At 41.5% G+C, this 16,655-nt stretch carries 15 protein-coding genes; 6 read left to right on the forward strand and 9 right to left on the reverse strand.

Translation table 11 applies throughout. The features are described 5' to 3' along the window. Positions 1 to 100 precede the first annotated feature (100 nt). Positions 101 to 487 carry a DUF3021 domain-containing protein gene (locus tag ACY8DT_RS06575; RefSeq protein ID WP_462422114.1) on the reverse strand — a complete coding sequence of 129 codons (387 nt, stop codon included), beginning with the start codon at positions 485 to 487 and terminating at the stop codon, positions 101 to 103. Beyond that, positions 487 to 930 carry a LytTR family DNA-binding domain-containing protein gene (locus ACY8DT_RS06580; protein ID WP_462422115.1) on the reverse strand — a complete coding sequence of 148 codons (444 nt, stop codon included), beginning with the start codon at positions 928 to 930 and terminating at the stop codon, positions 487 to 489. The genes ACY8DT_RS06575 and ACY8DT_RS06580 overlap by 1 nt, the downstream gene beginning before the upstream one ends. A 365-nt stretch (positions 931 to 1,295) precedes the next feature. Between ACY8DT_RS06580 and ACY8DT_RS06585 the strand changes: the two genes are divergently transcribed. Then, positions 1,296 to 2,060, forward strand: a complete 765-nt coding sequence (locus ACY8DT_RS06585; RefSeq protein WP_462422116.1) for a pirin family protein — start codon at positions 1,296 to 1,298, stop codon at positions 2,058 to 2,060. 56 nt (positions 2,061 to 2,116) lie between these two features. On the opposite strand, the gene ACY8DT_RS06590 is transcribed toward ACY8DT_RS06585, so the two are convergent. Beyond that, on the reverse strand, positions 2,117 to 3,073 hold the full coding sequence (locus ACY8DT_RS06590) for a 2-hydroxyacid dehydrogenase (protein ID WP_462422117.1): 957 nt from the start codon (positions 3,071 to 3,073) through the stop codon (positions 2,117 to 2,119). 267 nt (positions 3,074 to 3,340) lie between these two features. Between ACY8DT_RS06590 and ACY8DT_RS06595 the strand changes: the two genes are divergently transcribed. Further along, a complete protein-coding gene (locus ACY8DT_RS06595) occupies positions 3,341 to 4,750 on the forward strand; it encodes an MDR family MFS transporter (RefSeq protein WP_462422118.1) in 1,410 nt (469 codons plus the stop codon). Between the two features lie 175 nt (positions 4,751 to 4,925). Here ACY8DT_RS06595 and ACY8DT_RS06600 read toward each other — a convergent pair whose 3' ends face one another. The 4 genes from ACY8DT_RS06600 to ACY8DT_RS06615 all read right to left on the reverse strand — a co-directional run bounded on the left by ACY8DT_RS06600 (position 4,926) and on the right by ACY8DT_RS06615 (position 8,573). Next, positions 4,926 to 5,705 (reverse strand): sulfite exporter TauE/SafE family protein, encoded by a 780-nt coding sequence (locus ACY8DT_RS06600; protein ID WP_462422119.1) that lies wholly within the window; start codon positions 5,703 to 5,705, stop codon positions 4,926 to 4,928. Beyond that, positions 5,705 to 7,066 carry an MBL fold metallo-hydrolase gene (locus ACY8DT_RS06605; protein WP_462422120.1) on the reverse strand — a complete coding sequence of 454 codons (1,362 nt, stop codon included), beginning with the start codon at positions 7,064 to 7,066 and terminating at the stop codon, positions 5,705 to 5,707. Before ACY8DT_RS06605 ends, ACY8DT_RS06600 begins: the two co-directional genes overlap by 1 nt. Before the next feature lie 41 nt (positions 7,067 to 7,107). Then, the gene (locus ACY8DT_RS06610) at positions 7,108 to 8,184 is read right to left on the reverse strand and encodes a DsrE/DsrF/DrsH-like family protein (RefSeq protein ID WP_462422121.1); all 1,077 of its coding nucleotides are present in this window, start codon (positions 8,182 to 8,184) and stop codon (positions 7,108 to 7,110) included. A 113-nt stretch (positions 8,185 to 8,297) separates the two neighbouring features. Further along, on the reverse strand, positions 8,298 to 8,573 hold the full coding sequence (locus tag ACY8DT_RS06615) for a metal-sensing transcriptional repressor (protein ID WP_462422235.1): 276 nt from the start codon (positions 8,571 to 8,573) through the stop codon (positions 8,298 to 8,300). Positions 8,574 to 8,717: 144 nt separating this feature from the next. Here ACY8DT_RS06615 and ACY8DT_RS06620 point away from each other — a divergent pair, with 144 nt between their 5' ends. Further along, the gene (locus tag ACY8DT_RS06620) at positions 8,718 to 9,320 is read left to right on the forward strand and encodes a class I SAM-dependent methyltransferase (protein WP_462422122.1); all 603 of its coding nucleotides are present in this window, start codon (positions 8,718 to 8,720) and stop codon (positions 9,318 to 9,320) included. Between the two features lie 93 nt (positions 9,321 to 9,413). On the opposite strand, the gene ACY8DT_RS06625 is transcribed toward ACY8DT_RS06620, so the two are convergent. Further along, positions 9,414 to 10,157: an aggregation-promoting factor C-terminal-like domain-containing protein gene (locus tag ACY8DT_RS06625; RefSeq protein ID WP_462422123.1), complete on the reverse strand. Its 744-nt coding sequence runs from the start codon at positions 10,155 to 10,157 to the stop codon at positions 9,414 to 9,416. Positions 10,158 to 10,437: 280 nt separating this feature from the next. Next, entirely contained in the window at positions 10,438 to 12,051 is a 1,614-nt protein-coding gene (locus tag ACY8DT_RS06630; RefSeq protein ID WP_462422124.1) for a BCCT family transporter, read from the reverse strand. A 694-nt stretch (positions 12,052 to 12,745) separates the two neighbouring features. Between ACY8DT_RS06630 and ACY8DT_RS06635 the strand changes: the two genes are divergently transcribed. From ACY8DT_RS06635 to ACY8DT_RS06645, 3 genes are all read left to right on the forward strand, one after another. Continuing rightward, the gene (locus ACY8DT_RS06635) at positions 12,746 to 13,798 is read left to right on the forward strand and encodes a TAXI family TRAP transporter solute-binding subunit (RefSeq protein WP_462422125.1); all 1,053 of its coding nucleotides are present in this window, start codon (positions 12,746 to 12,748) and stop codon (positions 13,796 to 13,798) included. Between the two features lie 118 nt (positions 13,799 to 13,916). Next, positions 13,917 to 14,441, forward strand: coding sequence for a DUF1850 domain-containing protein (locus tag ACY8DT_RS06640; RefSeq protein WP_462422126.1), 525 nt, complete (start codon positions 13,917 to 13,919; stop codon positions 14,439 to 14,441). A gap of 157 nt (positions 14,442 to 14,598) precedes the next feature. Further along, positions 14,599 to 16,497 (forward strand): TRAP transporter permease, encoded by a 1,899-nt coding sequence (locus ACY8DT_RS06645; protein WP_462422236.1) that lies wholly within the window; start codon positions 14,599 to 14,601, stop codon positions 16,495 to 16,497. Positions 16,498 to 16,655 lie beyond the last annotated feature (158 nt).

Consider the following 16,655-nt stretch of genomic DNA (forward strand, 5'->3'; position numbering starts at 1 on the left):
TATAGACAGCAGGTTTTGCCATTCAATGTGCGTTAAATAAAACTCGAACGACCCGGTAAATCGAATCGTTCGAAATGAATAACTTACAGCTGCCCGTATTTTATTTTTCATTCAATTTCTCATTGATTCTTCTGCTGTCGAGAACAGAAATGATATAGAACACGAGAAATATGAGGAGCATGATAACAAATGTTGCACCAGCATAGAAGATGATATCTGCCGGATTGAGTGTTATCCATCCATTGAAGACTGCAATGGTGGTAAACGCGATGATGCCTGTTCCGAACTGGACGACAGTTACGAGGGTGCTTTCCATTTTTGTATAGTACAACGCCGATGCAACACCAATCAGCGCCGAAGCGATCCATACTGAAATTATTTCTTGCGGCGTCACTTCTACAACAGCACCGGTCACACCGTTCAACAGATAGATGAAACTTCCGAGACCTATGGATATTGCTATACTTTTCAATAGATTTTTTAACATCATATTCCCAGCCTTTCTTTTAATGATAGTACGTAACGTCTTGAAATATTTACTTTTACACCGTTCTTCATGCGTGCGGTCAGGTTACCGGAAAAAGATGGCTCCACACGTTCAATCATCTGGATATTCAGCATCCCGGATTTTGATACTTTCAAAAATGTTTCAGACTTTATTTCTTCCATCAGCGCACTCAAAGTTTTCGTTGTAACAATCTCATCGGCTGACGTATAAATCGTTAATGTCTTATCCTGCACTTCGGCACAGATGATATCCGACCGCTGAATCATCAGAAATTCTTCATCTGATCGGATGGCCAGATTTTCACGGTCAGTCGTGAAATGATCTATGAAAGACAAAATACGTGCGCCGGCCGTGGTCGTCTTTGCATGAATTATTATTTCATCATCATTTAATTTTTCGTCTATAATTAATTCCGTCTTCATGGAAATCCCCCTTACCTGTTAACTTATTCTGCATAGAAGCCCGCTAATTTTGCAAGGGGCTTAATATGATAGATGCGATGAACGTACTTTTATAATTGTCACCACAGCCTGCATCTCCTTTGTTTGCTGCTCACAGTATATAATGGAAAAACTGACTGTTGGTTGGTTTTTCCGCAAGCGGTATGAAATCGTCCGTAACCGGTAAGTATATTTTATTCGGTGTGATGCTCCCCTTAGGTTTTCTGTGTTTTCTAAGGTTTTTAAAATGGTATATGTATTATGAAGATATTTTTATCAGAGGGTGAATCTATGATGGATGCCGAGTCACTTGAATTTAAATTGAACACTATTAAGGAGGATGTGTCATGAATATACTAAGAAACGATCAATATTTTCGTTATGGTGGCAATGAGTTCCAGGTGTATACGAAACGACCAGGTTTAATCTTTCAGGACTTTGACCGGGAAGATTATGCATTCGGCCCTCTCAGCCGTATTGACCATGTGAATCTGACACAGGACTATTGCATTGATATGCATCTGCATCATAACGATGAAATTTTGAGCTATCTGTATAAAGGAGAGATGCTCCACCGAGATACAGCTGACAATAAAGTGCTGCTCACACCTGACAAGTTAATGGTCATGAATGCTGGACATGAATTTTATCATGAAGAATCGACACCGAACGAAGGCAATGAAATGCTGCAAATACTAATCCGTCCTGAAAAAGCAGATTTGGCAGCCGATGTGCAGTTTTGGGATAGGGAAATCGAGTTTGATTCCGAGTGGAATCTGATTGCGGGACCTGCATCAATGGACCCGCCGATGGTCGTGAGGAATGACGTTGCGGTAATGGATGTACATGGGCGTGCCGGTGACGAGCTCCGGGTGCCGGCTGAGAAAGGCATGACGCCCTGGATGTATGTGATGGATGGGAGTATTGAAACTCTGGGAGAAACGTTTTATAAAGGAGATGCAGTTACGAGTGACGCTGAACGATTGACAACCTTGAAGCTAAGGGAAGATTCAACGCTCGTCCTTTTTCTCGTCAATCTGAATGCACCGATGACTCTTAAAGGGAATTTCAGCGGACATAAACGAAATAATATGAAGCGATATCAGAAGTAAATATAAAAAAGGCATCCATAAAATTTCAATGGATGCTTTTTACTGTGTGATTGTTTTTATTTATTGACCTGGTGATCCAAGGCTTCGCCTGTCAGAGCTTTTACAGCCTGATCAGCCGCGGTTTCTGCCATTTGATCTCTCGCTTCATAAGTATCGTTACCGATGTGAGGTGTCAAAATCACATTATCGAGTTTGGCGAGCTTTTCATTGATATGGGGTTCTTTTTCATGCACATCAAGCGCTGCAGCCTGAATCTCTTTATTTTCCAAAGCTTCAAACAGAGCTTCTTCATCCACTACTCCGCCGCGTGCAGTATTGATGAAATATGCGGTATTTTTCATCTGTTCAAATTCCTTTTTACCGAACAAATGATGGGATGTTTCATTATAGTTCACTTGAGTAACGACATAATCGGACTCTTTCAAAGCTTTTTCAAGTGTCACTTTTTCAGCATTGATTTCCGTTTCTTTTTCTTCGTGGTCTACATATAGGATCTTCATATCAAACGCTTGGGCGAGTTTGCCGATGTACTGTCCGATCTGGCCGAATCCGACAATCGCAAGTGTTTTACCGATGACTTGGTTGCCGCCGAGGTAACCCATGACCTGCCAGCCTTCAAACTCATTTTTCTCCGCCATTTTCTGCCCCGGGAGGACACGGCGTGATAATGCGAGCATTAATGTAATTGCGAGTTCCGCCGTGGATGCGACAGATTTATGGACAGGTGTATTCGTTACAGCGATGTTGTGCTTCTTCGCTTCTTCAATATCGATATTATTGAAGCCCGCACCTACGGTTGCGATTACTTTCATGTCCGGATTTGCATTGATGACTTCAGCCGGTGCCTGAACGTTCACTCCTGTAATCAGACCGTCCACATCTTTAATATTTTCGATAATCTGCTCCTGTTCCGGAGTGGTCAATTCATCGTGCATATTCAATTCAATATTTTGATCTTTAATAATTTTTACTGCTGACTCAGGCAGTTTAACTGCGCTATAAATTTTTGACATCATTCAACCAGCTTTCTTTTTAATTAATTTAGTTTTATTATAACTATTTAAAATTTGAATAACATTTCAGATAAATTAGAGTTATTAACTTGATAATATATCAAGAGAAGCCACATAGTTGAACGCACTTCAACCTTTGTATTGGGAAAAGCACTTGAAATTAAAAGAATATTTTGGGTTTATGCTAATTAGTATAATATGTTTAACTATTATGTTAACATATTTCATTGATGTAATTTATGAATATTAATTAGAAAGCTGGATAGTATGTCAAATTCTGAATCATTTGATTTTAAAAAGAACCTGCCTCTCCTGATAGTTTTACTGTCAGGTGCTTTCGTTACAATTTTAAATCAGACACTTCTCGGTACCGCGCTCCCACCTATTATGAAAGATCTTAATTTAAGCGGGAGTACTGCACAGTGGCTGCAATCTGTATTTATGCTGGTTAATGGGATTATGATTCCTGTGACCGCTTTTTTAATTGATAAATTTACTACACGCAAACTGTTTTTAACTGCGATGGGTTTATTTACACTTGGTACTTTCATATGTGCCATAGCACCCAGCTTCTCTATACTAATGGCCGGGCGTGTGCTGCAGGCTTCAGGTGCGGGCATCATGATGCCTTTGATGCAAACTATTCTTTTCTTGTCCTTTCCTATACATAAAAGAGGAACGGCCATGGGTCTGTTTGGTCTGATTATCGCTTTTGCTCCGGCAATCGGGCCGAGCCTTTCAGGATTTCTGGTCGACCAGTTCCCTTGGCGCAGCGTGTTCATCGTTGTGCTGCCTATCGCGGTCATCGATATCATCGCTGCATATTTTCTGCTTAAAAACGTTACGGAACTTAAAAATCCGAAAGTGGATGTTGTGTCCATCATACTTTCTACCCTCGGATTTGGTGGTATCTTATATGGATTCAGTGTTGCCGGTGATACCGGCTGGCTGAGTTACCAGGTATTGTTGCCAGTAATCGGCGGCGGATTGATTCTTTACTTCTTTATCTCCAGACAGTTGAAGTTAAAAGAACCACTGCTCGAGTTTAAGGTATTTCAGAATAGGACATTCAGTCTGGCGACTGCACTTGGTATGATCGTCTTTGCTGCGATGATCGGTACGAATGTGATACTTCCGCTGTATATGCAGAATATGGTCGGTTTTTCAGCATTGGAATCAGGGCTTGTCCTTTTACCGGGTGCAATTATAATGGGCTTTTCAAGCCCGATTACCGGGTATCTTTTCGACAGGTTCGGGGGTAAATGGCTTGCAAGAGCCGGAATGTTCGTACTTGCAATAACCACCTTTGGATTCACAGACTTAAGTACAGAGACCAGCTTTGGTTATTTGGCAATCATGCATGCACTGCGTATGATGTCTATATCCATGGTCATGATGCCGATGACGACACTGGCACTCAATCAGTTGCCAAATGATCTGATATCACATGGTACGGCTGTAAATAACACTTTCCGTCAAGTATCCGGTGCGATTGGTACTGCGATTCTTGTAACAGTCATGAGCACTGCCGCCCTTCCTGCAGAAGGTGTGGGAGGATCGGTCCATGGTGTGAATGTGTCCTTCATCGTTGCAGGTATCGCATCACTCCTTGGCTGTATTCTGTCATTCAGATTGAAGGAAGATGTAAAACCTGGAGATGCAATAAGAGAAAAATAAAAGTCTATTAAAAACAATCTGTCATATCTTCCAAATGGACGCCGACTTTTAAAATTTTGGTTACAATGTCACATGCACTGGAAATCTCACCGGCAATCACTCCAATTGCCAGATTGTTGAATCATTTGATGAGTAAAAAAGGATGGTCCAGATATCTGGACCATCCTTTCGTATTTTATATGATAATTTCTGACCATATCTTTACTGCAGTTGCCAAAATGAGCAGTGCGAGCATCCATCGAAGCACTTTTGTATTCATCTTCTGACCGGCTTTGGCACCAAGTGGTGCAGCAATCAGACTGGCAATAATCATTATCACTGCTGGTCCGTACAGCACCTGATCTGTGAAGACTTTCCCTATTGTCGTACCGATTGATGATATGAATGTCACTGCAAGACTGGTGGCAATCGTCACCCGAGTAGGTATTTTAAGGACGACCAGCATGATCGGCACCAGTATGAATGCACCAGCTGCACCGACCACCCCGGCAGCAACACCTGTGATGAAAGCAAGAATTGCTGAGAGAGCGGCGTTGAAGTTCAATTCTTCACCTGGAGAAAAAGCGATTTCTTTTTTAGGCAAGAACATCATCACTGCAGCAATTGTTGCAAGTATTGCATAAACAGCATCGACCTGACCTTCCGTTAAAAACTCAGAACCGTACCCGCCTGCAAGACTGCCTACTAAAATCGCACTTCCCATATAGATAATCAATTTCTTATTGAGATAACCACTGTTTTTATAAGCCCAGACGCCGCTTATGGTGGCGAAAAAAACCTGTACTGCACTGATGCCAGCCACTTCGTGTGAAGTGAATGCTGCGACACCTAGCAGTGCAGGGATATAGAGCAGCATGGGGTATTTGATGATGGAACCGCCAATCCCCACCATGCCGGAAACAAAAGAACCAATGAAACCGATTAGAAATATGACGATAATGAATGTTACATCCATTATTTCATCGCTTCTTTAATGCCTGCATACCCTTTTTCGATATTGACGATATCATCAAAACCATTGGCTTTGAGTACACTTGCTGCAATGGCAGAACGCACGCCGGACTGGCAATGGACATAGATTGTATCTTCTTTATCGAACGGTACATCTTTTTTATCCAATTGTCCAAAATGAAGATGTCTTGCATTTTCCAAGTTTTCCGAATTATATTCGGAAAGAGAGCGCACATCAAGTATATTATTATCTTTATGGTTATTGACGAGGTCTTCCGGTGAGATATTTTCATAAGAATCATTAAAATACCTCTCGGCCTGATCAGCCGGTACAATAAGTTCAATATTGTCAAAGCCGATGGAGGCAAGATCTTCCTGAAGTTCTCTGCTGTCTTTCGGATCGGCAATCATTGTCATCGGCTGATCATAATCGATATACCACCCTGCAAACTGCAGGAATTTTCGGTTATAAGGAATATTGATTGCTCCTTTTTTAAATCCTTTTTTAAAGTCTTCTTTACTTCTCAAGTCGAAAATCTGCCCGGGAAGTGTATCCGGTGTTCCGACTGGCACTTCTCTGACTTTGAATTCCGGCAGTCCTTCTTTGTTGACCTTCTTCATCTGTGCAAAGTAAGTCGGCGGTTCGGGCTGGTCACTGGTCAGTTCTTTGATGAATGCATCTTTGTCATCATATTTAAATACCCAGTTATTTTTAAGTTCGTATCCGAGAGTGGATAAAGGTACTGCGCCTAGAGATTTACCACAAGCACTGCCTGCGCCGTGTCCAGGCCAAACTTGCATGAAATCAGGATAACCTTCCATTTTCTTTAAAGAATCGAACATGGCATTGGCACCTTCTTCAGTCGTACCTTTCATATTTGCAGCTTCTTCGAGCAGGTCCGGACGACCGATATCACCGACGAATAAAAAGTCTCCGGTGAAAACGCCCATCGGTTCATCACTGCCTCCGCCGCGGTCGGTCAGTACAAATGAAATACTTTCCGGTGTATGTCCCGGAGTGTGGATGACTTTGAGTTCAACATGTCCGACGTTGATGATATCTCCTTCTTTAAGGAAGACTGTATTCTCTGGGACGTTCTGATACTTCCAACCCTCATCGCCTTCATCTGAAACATACAGTTTTGCGTCAAAGCGTCTTGCTGCATCACGCAGTCCTGATGCAAAATCTGCATGTATATGGGTTTCAGTTGCCTGGACTATATTGAAGCCTTCAGTCTCTGCGACCTCTTCATAATCATCAAGTACACGTTTTGGATCAATGATGATTGCTTCATTTGTCTGCTGACACGCTACCATATAGGAAGTCTGTGAAAGTTTGTAATCATAAAATTGTTTAAAAAACATTATATACACTCCTTAATTTCAATTTTTGAGCTTGATGTGGTTTAGATAAAAAGGTTGAGATTGGCATTTTCAGTATCACCGAGATACGTTCCGACTCCGCCAAAATTAACATTCGACAGCAGTTCGTCGCTCTCAATGGCCATAATGTCCATGCTCATAGTGCAGGCGACCATTTTAACGCCGAGTGCATCCGCTTTTTGAATCATTTCTGACAAAGCATCCACCTTTTTCTTCTGCATGACATATTTGATCATTTTCGCACCCAGTCCAAACATGTTCATATTTGAAATCGGAAGTTTGGAAGCCGACTTCGGCATCATCATGCTGAACGCTTTATCCAGGCCCCTTTTATTCCTTACGGGTGCATTTGGATCTTTAATTACATTCAGCCCCCAGAATGTGAAGAACATCGTGACTTCTTTCCCCATACTTTTTGCACCGGTCGCAATGATGAATGAGGCAAGTGCCTTATCCATGTCACCACTGAAAACGACCATTGTCGTCCCATCTTTCGTTTCAACCATCTGATGTCCTTCTGACGAAGATTTTTCCAGTGGTGCTTCTTTCTGAAGAACTACAATGAGTTTTTTGTCTGTCTGTTTATTTGTCAGTATTGTATTCCCCGTCTTTTTCGCCCAGGCTTCGATATCGGTTTTGAAGCCGAAATCAGTCACGGTGATTTCCAACTGCTGTCCGGGTCTCAACTGTTCCATGGCACTGTTGACTTTGATTAGCGGACCAGGGCATTGGAGACCGCTGGCTTCAATTTTCATCCTATCAGGATTTAGATTGGTTGTTGAGTTGTCACTCCCGGATACTTCAGATGCTTGACTGTAGTCTGCAAATCCTCCTTCAAGATTCACCGGGTCAAAGCCGTGCTGTTTTATTATATCTGTCGCCTCAGCACTGCGTTTCCCCCGCTGACAGTATACGTATATCTTCTTATCTTTCGGTAATTCTTCCAGACGACTTTCGAGTTCACCCAAAGGGATGTTTTTTGCAGAAGAGATATGGCTTGTTTCATATTCGAGAGATTCCCTTACATCCAACAGAAACTTACCCTGCTGTGCTAATACATCCGCATCATTAATATGGTGTACTTTTTTACTGTTTGTCATAATTATAAATCATCCTCCAATTTCATATACCATACAGGGTATATTACAGGCTCATTTACAAATTGTCAAATACGGGTGGGGGTATTTATTAAAGGAAATAAAAACAGATGAAGTCATCTGCTTTTATTGAGCAGTTCAACAGCTTCTTTTACTAAAACATCTGTATCTTCATCTGAACTGTCCATACTTTCTTTCACACATTGAACGAGATTTTCACTGACAATGATATTCATAGTACGATTAAGGGCACTTTTTGCCGCACTCAGCTGCATGACGACTTCTCTGCATCCTTTACCTTCTTCAATCATTTTCAAAGCGCCATTGATTTGTCCCTGCAGACGGTTTATACGATTGATAATTGCTTTATCATATAATTTTTCATTTTCCATAATCATCTATATCACCTTCCATACTCATTATATTTGATATTTTCTCTGAGGTCAAATACCCCAGTAGGTATACTATGTGCAGAAATGGAGGACCTTCGTTAAAATGATGATTAGAAACCATTTTAAAGGAGAATTAAAATAATCATGAATCATTGGGATGAAAAATTTAAGTCGGTAGAATATATATATGGTGTTGAACCCAACGAATGGGTCCGTTCAGTTTTTAATGATGAAGAGAGCTTGGAAATAGCTCTGCTTGCGGAAGGTGAGGGAAGGAACGCTGCCTATTTGGCTGACCTTGGACACCAGGTCACTACATATGACTATTCGAAAGAAGGCATTGAGAAAACGAAGCTGCTGGCCGTTTCCAAAGGGGTGGATATTAACACAAACCTCCAGGATATTACTGTGAGAGATGCACTTCCATTTGAAAACTTCGATGCAAGTGTCAACGTTTTTGGTCACGTGCCAAAAGAAGGAAAAGAGATTATGTTTTCCAATTTGGTGAATTGTGTCAAACCTGGAGGGGTGATCGTGTTTGAACTTTATTCAAAACAGCAGCTGGAATTCAAAACAGGTGGACCTCCGAATACAGACATGCTATTCAGTATTGATGAAATTAAAGGATATCTTGAAAAGTTTTCAGTTGATATTATTAAACTGGAAGAAATAATCACTACTAGACATGAGGGCAAGATGCATAATGGTAAAAGTGCTGTCATTCAAGGTGAAATCAGGAAAAGATGAGTATTACTAAAGGGAAGGTTTTCAATAAATAAAAAACCTGCAGTGTCTGAAATTATACAGACACTGCAGGTTTTAGTATTAGATGATGAAATCTTACCACCAGTTATTTGCTTCACGGAATTCAATTGCTTCTGAAACTGAACCATAACGTTCGTTTGCATAGTCAATCATGCCTTCAGTCTGTGTTTCAACTGATCCTGTACCCCAATGCTCTTTAGTCTGTCCAAGGCCTTGGTAACCAAGAGGATTGACTGCATTCGGATCACCGCTTGATTCAGGAATAACGATTGAGTTCCACATCGCTTCACTGCCGCCGGCTGCTAGGAACTGCTCTTTAGTAGAACCGTCAGCTGTGGGTTCTGACTGCTGAGTGTTTTGTTCCGGTTGTTCAACGTTCTGAACAGGCGCTGCAGGCTGCTCTTCTACAGGCTGTGCTTCCTGAGTTTCTTCAGTTACTTGAGGTTCAATTTGTTCCTGCTGTACATTTTCTTCTGCAACTGGCTGTTCTTCCTGAACATAGTTTTCAGTTACTTCAGGTGCAGTCTGCTCTGGAGCTTCTGTATTTTCAGCTGTTTGGTTATTGTAACCATTGTATGCCCATGAGTAGTTCACGCCATCTGACTGAAAATCATAATTTACCTGATCAAGATTGAAATTATAGTGATACTCGCCTTCATGAAGTGGCGCATTGTTTAACTCTTCTGATTCAGCCTGAGCCATTTCAGAAAGTTCTTGTTTATCAATATTCTGCTCAGAAGCTTCTGCATCATCAGTTACTGCTAATCCGCCGACACCCAGGCCAAGAGCAAGAGTTGTAGTTAGTATTGTTTTTTTCATAAAATAATTCCTCCAAAAAGCTAACATTATTATCAGTGATTTTATATTAATCCCTAAAGATTAAGAAATCACTGTGAGTCTTAAATTCCAAGACAAGACCCAATGTAACACAGAATTATTCTTTGCAGGTTACAGTCGGATAATAATGAGGTTACAATTATAATTTTGAATGTAATACTGAAATCTGACTGTATTATTTCTGAATACTGCCATAGGGAGGACATAATTTATCTTCATATCTTATTATGACTGGTAGGCAGGTGGTTAATGTTAACGGTATTTACAAATCCTCTTCATCAATACCTGCATCTTTTCGTTTCTGGTACTCTGCTTCTTCTTTAGTGAGGTACTCTTTCATCCGGTGTTTATTTGGAGTAAGCGTGAGTCCTAAATATTTCCGTTCTTCGTTCGCATCTTTATAGAATGATAATATCATCATGATAATTACAAAGCTGAACGGCAAGGCAGCGATGATTGCAGCAGACTGAAGGGCTTCAAGCCCCGTCTCGCCTCCAGACAGAAGCAGCACATATGCGATGGATGACAGTGCAATCCCCCATACAATTTTAATTTTTGCAGATGGACGTAATGAGCCATGGGATGTCTGCATTCCTAAAACGAATGTTGCTGAGTCGGCAGATGTAATAAAGAATGAAGCAACGAGAATGACTGCTAAAATTGACAGCGGTACACTGATCGGCATTTCATTAAATATGGCAAAAAGTTGTGTTTCCGGTCCGAGATCAACTATTTCAGGCACTTTGCTGGCTATTTCAATGCCGGTGACTCCAAATACCGTAAACCAGATGATTCCGATTGTAGTTGGTACCAAAAGAAGTGCCATGATGAATTCCCGTACTGTCCTGCCTTTTGAAACTCTTGCGATGAAAATACCTACAAACGGACTCCAGCTCAACCACCATGCCCAGTAATAGATTGTCCACGTCTGCAGCCAATCATTTTTTTGATTGTTCATTGGTGCTGCGTCCAATGTTCTTGCAACAAATGTGTTGATGTATTCACCTGCAGCGGTAGGAAGCATATTCAATATCAGCATGGTAGGACCTAATATTAAAATAGATAAGAGCAAAATTGCTGCCATTATCATATTCAAATTACTTAAGTATTTGATACCTTTACTTAAACCGCTCCATGCACTCGCAAGGAAAAGCACAGTTACAATGGCAATGATAATTCCCTGTATTGTCAGATTGATGGGTACACCAAATAAATAATTGAGGCCGCCATTGATTTGGGTTGTACCAACACCAAGTGAAACAGCGACACCGACGACTGTTGCGAATACAGTAAGAACATCAATGACTACACCGACAGGCCCGTCAACTCTATCTCCCAGTATCGGGCGTAGTGTTTTGGAAAGTAATCCGGATTCCCCTTTTCTAAATTGAAAATAAGCAAGGGCGAGGGCTACTGCTCCGTACATCCCCCATGCGTGTGCACCCCAGTGGAAGACAGTTGCCCTGATAGCTTCAAGCATTGCTTCCTCTGTCTCAGGGTCTGCAGTTGCGGGCGTGAAAAAGTGTGAAATAGGTTCAGAGGTACTGTAAAATACAACACCGATTCCCATCCCTGCACTGAACAGCATCGTCAACCATGAACGCGTACTGAACTCCGGTTCATGATGCGGTTTGCCCAGTTTCAATTTACCGATGGGACTGAAGACAAGAAAAATACAAAAGAATAACATGCCGGATGTAATTATCATGTAATACCATCCGAAATAATTACTGACCCAATTTGATATTGTGCCTGAAACAACTCCAAACTGGTCGGGATTCATGACCCCGATGACGACCAGCAGCGCGACGATAATTACAGAGTATATAAAGACATTCGATAATTTTTTGGTGCTGGAATTTGAAGGACCCTTCATTAATTTGCTCCTTAATATTTTGTAAAACATTGAATCAGTATCAATATTATTACTATCTTCTAAATAAATAACCTATTGATGATATCAAATATAAACCTATTGCGCAATTTGATATCATAGATGCAATAGTCATCGATGATGGCCAGCGTTATTATGGCGTTATAAAATTTACATAAACATCAATATATTAAGGGTTTTCGGAGTATCGACCGGCGTTATAAAGGTATAGTTTTTTAATGACCAATGAGGATTTGCGCTCAAGGAACGGTCGAACCTTAATTTTTACTCTTTCACTTCTTCAGCCAAACCATTCAATCCAGAGAGAACTTCTGACTGATAAAATAATTTCCATATATCCTTCTTTAAAATGTGAAAATTCATTTATTATTTTATTTTTCGTCTTCTTGCCGATGACATATCCTCTGCGGCATAGCAATAACTTTTTGATTCATACTGTTCTATCTGAAAAACTTTTTTATGAGAATTTAATGAGAATAAAAGAATATGTAATTGTAAGCGCTGTCAAAATAGTGTTATAATAATTTTGGACGGTACATAAATGATATGACAGTGTCTATGAATCAAATATTCTAATAACTGTATAATTATGGCTGTTAAATAATTTACAGAGTATTGACAATTTTTTGAAACAAGGTAAAATTTCATATAAGAATGTATATAAGGGGGATGTCAAATGAAATTGAACAAATTTTGGTTATTGGCTACAATGCTAGTGTTCATGCTGGTACTTACAGCATGTGGTAACGGAGATGACGCAGCTGAAGGTGAGGCAGACTCAGAAACAACAGAAGAAGGTACTGAAGAAAGTGGGGATGACGGTTCAGGCGGTGATGAAGAAGCTGAAGGAGAAACGCCTGACTTCCTGACATTATTGACAGGTGGGACAAGTGGTACTTATTACCCACTTGGCGGTGAAATGGCATCGAACATAACTAATGAGGCGGGCATCCAGACAGATGCACTTTCCTCTAACGCTTCAGCAGATAATATAATTGACCTGCAGGCTGGCGAAGCAGACCTTGCGATGGTTCAGACAGATACAATCGCTCAGGCTGTTGAAGGTACAGGTGCATTTGAAGGCGAAGCTGTCGACAACGTATTGGCACTGGGATCACTCTATCCGGAAACAGTACAGATTGTAACGACTGCTGATTCCGGCATCGAGTCTGTCGAAGACCTTGAAGGCCAAACTGTCTCAGTAGGTGCACCGGGATCCGGTACATTCTATAACGCTGAACAAATCCTTGAAATCCATGGTCTGACTATGGATGATATTGACGCTCAAAATCTTGATTTCGGTGAATCGACAGGCGGCATACAAGATGGGAACATTGACGCTGCCATCATTACGGGCGGTACACCTACTGGTGCTGTAGAGGAATTAACTGCAACAGTTGATGTTAAAATTCTGCCAATCGAGCAGGAAAAGATCGATGAACTTGTTGAGCAGTACCCATTCTATGCTGAAGACACTGTAGCATCCGGCACATACGGTATCGATGAAGATGTCACTACAGTTGCAGTACTCGCAATGATTGCAGTGACAGACAGCTTATCTGACGATGTCGTTTATGATATTACAGCGGCTATCTATGAAAATACAGAATCAATGGCACACGCGAGAGCTGAAGATATTACAATCGACAGTGCTCTGGACGGTATCGGTGTTGATATGCATCCAGGAGCAGAGAGATATTTTGATGAACAGGGTGTAAGCGCTGAATAAAATATACAGTGAATGATATGACCGGCGGTCGATCACAGATTCAGGTGGTTGCCTCCGGTCAATCATTATTTTTGAGTGTCTTTATAACATTGGAAAACATAGTTTGGATGGATGATACATGAAAAAAAATTTACTGATATTATTACCTGTCATCATCCTGGTTGCAGTATTAATACTTTTATTTGTTCCTATCAAACAATCACTTGTGTTTTACGATGAAAATACAAGTGATATTGAAGCATACCTGCCATTGGAAAATCAGGAGACTTTCCAAATTATATTTACCCATTCCATTCATTTGACTGATGTAGTGGAAAAATATATTGTTCTGGAAAATCAGGATATACAACAGTATGAAATAATTTATGAAGAATTTGGAATCGGCATGCCTTCCAATGCATATGGGGATGAAGAATTTGTCCATGAAGATGGTAAATATCACATCAGGAACATGGAGAATATATTTCCCGAAATTAAACTCAGAAATGGTAAAACGGTGTCAGAACACAGGCTTGTCTGGGGATCGGACCAAGAATTTATGGCAGAGTTTAATGACTATTTTGAACCGGGAGCATGGTTTACCATAAAGATTGATAAATTGTCATTATGGCAAATGATACAAGGGGTGAGGATTCATGAGTAAATCAAGAAAAGAACGTGAAGAACAAAAAGAGATGGAACAACAGGATGCGGAAACTGATAAAAAACTGGCTGAAGGGGAAGAGCTTTCCCAGGAAGAACAGGACAGACTGATGGAAAAATATGATACCGAATCCAATACGAGAGATCTCACCGGTATCATGGCAAAAGCTGTATTTGTAATACTTATTGCATTTTCTCTATTCCAAATATATACAGGAATATTTGGGCAATATACTGCATATGTTCAACGGACAGTCCACCTGGGTTTTGCACTTGTACTGATTTTCATGCTCTTTCCTGCAAGAAGAGGCGGTCCTAAAGGAAAAATTGCATGGTACGACTATATTCTCGCTATTTTATCTATAATCGTTGCAGGATATTGGCCGGTATATTATGACACTATTGTTCAACAGCTTGGCGGAGTCACAGAAGCTCAGCTGGTTATTGGAAGCTTGGGAATCCTGCTTGTTCTGGAAGCTTCAAGAAGAGCTGTAGGTCTGCCGATAGTCATTGTAGCAGTAGCATTTTTGGCCTATGCATATTTCGGGCCTTACATGCCGGGGGCTCTGGCCCACAGGGGTCTCAGCCTGAATCAGCTGGTAAACTCGATGTTCTTTACAACCGAAGGTATTCTCGGTACCCCACTGCAGGTATCCTCCACTTACATATTCCTATTCCTGCTTTTCGGTGCATTTTTAGTACAGACAGGGGTCGGAATGTATTTCAATGATCTTGCGCTGGCCATTGCCGGTAAACGAACCGGCGGGCCGGCTAAGGTAGCTATTTTCTCAAGTGCTCTGAACGGTACCATTTCCGGGAGTTCTGTTGCCAATACAGTAACGACAGGTTCTTATACGATACCGATGATGAAAAGGCTCGGTTACCGGAAGAACTTCGCCGGTGCAGTTGAGGCTGCTGCTTCTACCGGTGGACAGATCATGCCGCCTATAATGGGTGCTGCAGCATTTCTGATGGTTGAATTTGCCGGGGAAAGTTATTGGAACATCGCTAAGGCTGCAGCAATTCCGGCGCTATTATACTTTGCAGGAATATGGATTGTCACACACCTTGAAGCAAAACGGACAAATCTTCATGGCCTTCCAAAGGATCAGCTTCCAAAATGGAGTGTTGTTCTGAAGAAGATCCATTTATTACTGCCGATCCTGGCTATCATCTGGCTTCTTTTTGAAGGATTCAGTATTGAAAGGACAGCACTGTACGGCATCGCCATTACGATACTTGTCAGTCTGTTCCGGAAAGATACGAGAATCACACCGAGCAAGTTCATCGTCGCATTGACATCCGGTGCACGAACAGCACTTGGCGTAGCAGCCGCTACAGCATGTGCGGGCATCATTGTCGGGGTCGTGACAAGAACAGGTCTCGGATTAAAGTTTGGGAATATGCTGGTCGACCTGGCGGGTACACTTGCTGTGAATACAGATATGCAGTTGATCTTGACGCTCGTATTTACAATGATTGCATCCCTTATACTGGGCATGGGTTCACCGACCACAGCGAATTATATCATCACTTCAACGATTGCGTTGCCGGCCATCCTGGCATTGAACGATCAACTTGATGTTGCGGTGCCGGTGCTTGCGGCTCATATGTTCGTCTTCTACTTTGGAATTTTGGCGGATATCACCCCGCCGGTTGCCCTGGCGGCTTTTGCAGCCACTGGAATATCTGGGGGAGAACCGATGCGGACCGGAGGGAACGCAGTGAAGCTTGGGATAGCGGCCTTTATCATTCCATATATGTTTGTACTCCAGCCACAGCTATTGATGATCGATACGAATGTTTGGGAAGTCACCTTCATCGTATTCAGTGCCTTGCTCGGCATGATTGCAATCGGAGCAAGTATGATCGGTTACTGGTACAGGAAGATCCCGTGGTATGCCAGGATAGCGGCCTTTGTGGTAGGATTAATGCTTATGTACCCTGGAACGATGTCCGATATCATAGGTTTTGGCGGATTCGCAATATTGATCATTTTACAGTTTGTCATTAAAGGCGGCCCGAAAGTAAAAGAAGAGATCCCAATCATGAAATAATAAGAAGCATCCTCGGATGCTTCTTATTATTTTATATCTGGCTTTAATCATGACTGACCGTTCTTTTGAAACTTGTAATGGGAAGCGGCCACCATGCAGTAATCAGTTCGATTTTCCATAGATTTAAATACTGTCCAGCCTGAAAATGCCACGGTCTT

The sequence above is a fragment of the Salinicoccus sp. Marseille-QA3875 genome (assembly GCF_054950095.1).

Coding starts and splice junctions, on each gene's coding strand:
- ACY8DT_RS06635 (WP_462422125.1), top strand. CDS start 12,746: ATGAAATTGAACAAATTTTGGTTATTGGCTACAATGCTAGTGTTCATG.
- ACY8DT_RS06595 (WP_462422118.1), top strand. CDS start 3,341: ATGTCAAATTCTGAATCATTTGATTTTAAAAAGAACCTGCCTCTCCTG.
- ACY8DT_RS06590 (WP_462422117.1), bottom strand. CDS start 3,073: ATGTCAAAAATTTATAGCGCAGTTAAACTGCCTGAGTCAGCAGTAAAA.
- ACY8DT_RS06585 (WP_462422116.1), top strand. CDS start 1,296: ATGAATATACTAAGAAACGATCAATATTTTCGTTATGGTGGCAATGAG.
- ACY8DT_RS06580 (WP_462422115.1), bottom strand. CDS start 930: ATGAAGACGGAATTAATTATAGACGAAAAATTAAATGATGATGAAATA.
- ACY8DT_RS06640 (WP_462422126.1), top strand. CDS start 13,917: ATGAAAAAAAATTTACTGATATTATTACCTGTCATCATCCTGGTTGCA.
- ACY8DT_RS06575 (WP_462422114.1), bottom strand. CDS start 487: ATGTTAAAAAATCTATTGAAAAGTATAGCAATATCCATAGGTCTCGGA.
- ACY8DT_RS06605 (WP_462422120.1), bottom strand. CDS start 7,066: ATGTTTTTTAAACAATTTTATGATTACAAACTTTCACAGACTTCCTAT.
- ACY8DT_RS06610 (WP_462422121.1), bottom strand. CDS start 8,184: ATGACAAACAGTAAAAAAGTACACCATATTAATGATGCGGATGTATTA.
- ACY8DT_RS06630 (WP_462422124.1), bottom strand. CDS start 12,051: ATGAAGGGTCCTTCAAATTCCAGCACCAAAAAATTATCGAATGTCTTT.
- ACY8DT_RS06620 (WP_462422122.1), top strand. CDS start 8,718: ATGAATCATTGGGATGAAAAATTTAAGTCGGTAGAATATATATATGGT.
- ACY8DT_RS06645 (WP_462422236.1), top strand. CDS start 14,599: ATGGCAAAAGCTGTATTTGTAATACTTATTGCATTTTCTCTATTCCAA.
- ACY8DT_RS06600 (WP_462422119.1), bottom strand. CDS start 5,705: ATGGATGTAACATTCATTATCGTCATATTTCTAATCGGTTTCATTGGT.
- ACY8DT_RS06615 (WP_462422235.1), bottom strand. CDS start 8,573: ATGGAAAATGAAAAATTATATGATAAAGCAATTATCAATCGTATAAAC.
- ACY8DT_RS06625 (WP_462422123.1), bottom strand. CDS start 10,157: ATGAAAAAAACAATACTAACTACAACTCTTGCTCTTGGCCTGGGTGTC.